This is a genomic window from Streptomyces sp. SID3343 (assembly GCF_009865215.1).
Taxonomy (GTDB): domain Bacteria; phylum Actinomycetota; class Actinomycetes; order Streptomycetales; family Streptomycetaceae; genus Embleya.
In genome coordinates, this window is the sequence record NZ_WWJX01000196.1 from 1 (window position 1) to 2,180 (window position 2,180).

Sequence of the window (2,180 nt, forward strand, 5' to 3'; positions counted from 1 at the left end):
GTCGCCCGCCGACCTACAGGCCGGGTTCCATCGCCGCGTGGCGTCCGCACAGGGCCATGCACACCTGATTGGGCCCTTCGTACGAACGCTCCGGCAGGGCGGCCAGTGCCCGGGCCACAGCCGGCTCCGCACCGTTGTCGATCGCCACCGCTGCCAGCGCGTCCGGGTGGGCGGGGAAGGTGACTCCCCACAGCGCGCACTGCACGGCCAGGGGTTCCACCACCGACCGGCCGATACTCGTGAGCATGGCTCCTCCCATCTCGGGAGCGCCGTTCGTCCACTCGGGAAGCGGCGGGCCGTCGGCCGGACGGACCAACCGGGCGCCTCGGTGCCGGCCGTCGACCGAATCTCGACCGAGTGGGTGGCGCGTTTCATGTCTTATGTCCTACAATACGCGGATTTGGCAAGCTCTCACGCGAGCGAGTGGAGTTACCCCGTACCGAGCGTCTTCAAGCTGTGTTCATGGTCACTTTTCAGCCCTGAAAACACCGCAGAATGCGCTTTTTACTGCTCTCCGTGACGCTTCGTCCGCATGCGTGCGCAAGCGGTTCCCTGCGTTTGTGAGACTTGACGCTCACCCCGGCGTCGCGCTGTCAGTGCGATGGCCGGTACAGATCCGAGGACCCCCGACCGGGGGCGGTCCGCCCGGTCGGGGGTTTGCCCTGTTTCGGAGCGACCCGGGTCGTCCCCGGTCGCCGGTGTCACCGCGGCCGGTGTGGGACGGCCCCGCCGTCGAGCGGATCTTCCGTACGAGCGATCAGGGTCCCACTCTTGTCCGTCACCACCACCACCATCGCTGCCGCGCGACCCGAGGGGGACTCGGCCACTGCCACCGTCGCGCCGGTCCGCGCCAGGGCCGACCGTCTGTCGCGCCTTCGCCCGCGCCGCCCGCGTCGAGGCGCGGGAAACCGCTCCCCGTGGCGCTGTCTTCGGCACAGCGGCATGCGGTGGTGGTCCGTCGCCAACCTCGTCTCCAACCTCGGCACCTGGATGCAGCTCACGGTGCAGAACCTGCTCGTGCTCCAACTCACCGGATCCGCTGCGGCGACCGGTCTGTCGCTGTCGGTTCAGGCCGCGCCGGGCTTGCTGTTCGGGGTGACCGGAGGCCGGATGGTGGACGCGTGGCCGCGCAAGGTCACCGCGGCCGTGAGCCAGGCCGCCCTCGCGGGGGTCGCCTTCGCGACGGCCGTGCTGGTGGCGTTCGACCTGCTGAGCATGCCGGTGTTGATGGCCCTGGCGGCGGTCACCGGCCTGATCGCCACGGTGGACGGGCCCGCTTGCGCGCTCTTGGGCAACGACCTGGTGCCCCGTGAGGACATACCGTCCGCGATAGCCCTCGGGGCCGTGGTGCACAGCGTCGGGCGGCTGGCCGGGACCGCGCTGGCGGGGGTCGCGGTCGCCTTCTTCGGCATGGGCGCCGCCTACGGGGCGAACGGGCTGTCCTTCCTGTTCGTGACCGCCGTCATCCCGTTCCTGAAGCCGATGCGCAGCTCGCGGCGGGCCGCGCCGGCCGACGTCGGTCCCGATCGAGACCGCGGCTCCGGTCGCGAGGGACTGGCCTTCTTCGCCCGCCGTCCGCGCCTGGTCGCGCTCGCGGCGCTCTGCGCTCTGGGGTCGACGTTCGGCCGCAACTACAGCCTGACTCTCGCGGTCCTGGTCACCGGGCCGCTCGCGGCCGGATCCGGCGCGTTCGGCATGGTCTCCACGATGTTGGCGGTCGGCGGGATGGCCGGCGCGGTGCTCGCCGGCCGGTTGCGCCGACCGTCGGTGCGCATGGTCGCGATCACGGCGGCGTCGGGCGGACTGCTTCAGGTCGCGGCCGGTCTTACGCCGAGCCTGTTCCTGCTGATGCTCTTCGTGGTTCCGATGGCCCTGGTGGAATCCGTGTCCGACACCGCGACCACCGCCATCCTGCAAACCGACCCGCCCGAACACATGCGTGGTCGCGTGCTCGGGGTGTGGGAAACGGTCAGCACCGGTTGGCGCCTGCTCGGGCCTCCCGTGTTGGGTCTGCTGCTGCAATTCGCCGGTGCGCGCGGTGCCTTGGTTCTCGGCGGCCTGCTGATCGCCGGAGCCATCGCCGTCGCCGGGCTGAGCCACGGACGGCGTACCGCTCGCGCGGTCCGCTCCGGGCCGGCCGTCCCCGCGCTCGAACCGGCCTGACACCCCCGAACGGCCAC

At 71.3% G+C, this 2,180-nt stretch carries 2 protein-coding genes; one reads left to right on the top strand and one right to left on the bottom strand.

Translation table 11 applies throughout. From position 1 onward, the window contains the following. Positions 1–13 precede the first annotated feature (13 nt). Positions 14–247, bottom strand: a complete 234-nt coding sequence (locus GT354_RS07360) for a DUF2795 domain-containing protein (protein WP_161355443.1) — start codon at positions 245–247, stop codon at positions 14–16. A gap of 695 nt (positions 248–942) precedes the next feature. On the opposite strand from GT354_RS07360, the gene GT354_RS07365 reads away from it, so the two are divergent. After that, on the top strand, positions 943–2,163 hold the full coding sequence (locus GT354_RS07365) for an MFS transporter (RefSeq protein WP_161355444.1): 1,221 nt from the start codon (positions 943–945) through the stop codon (positions 2,161–2,163). Positions 2,164–2,180: the final 17 nt, after the last annotated feature.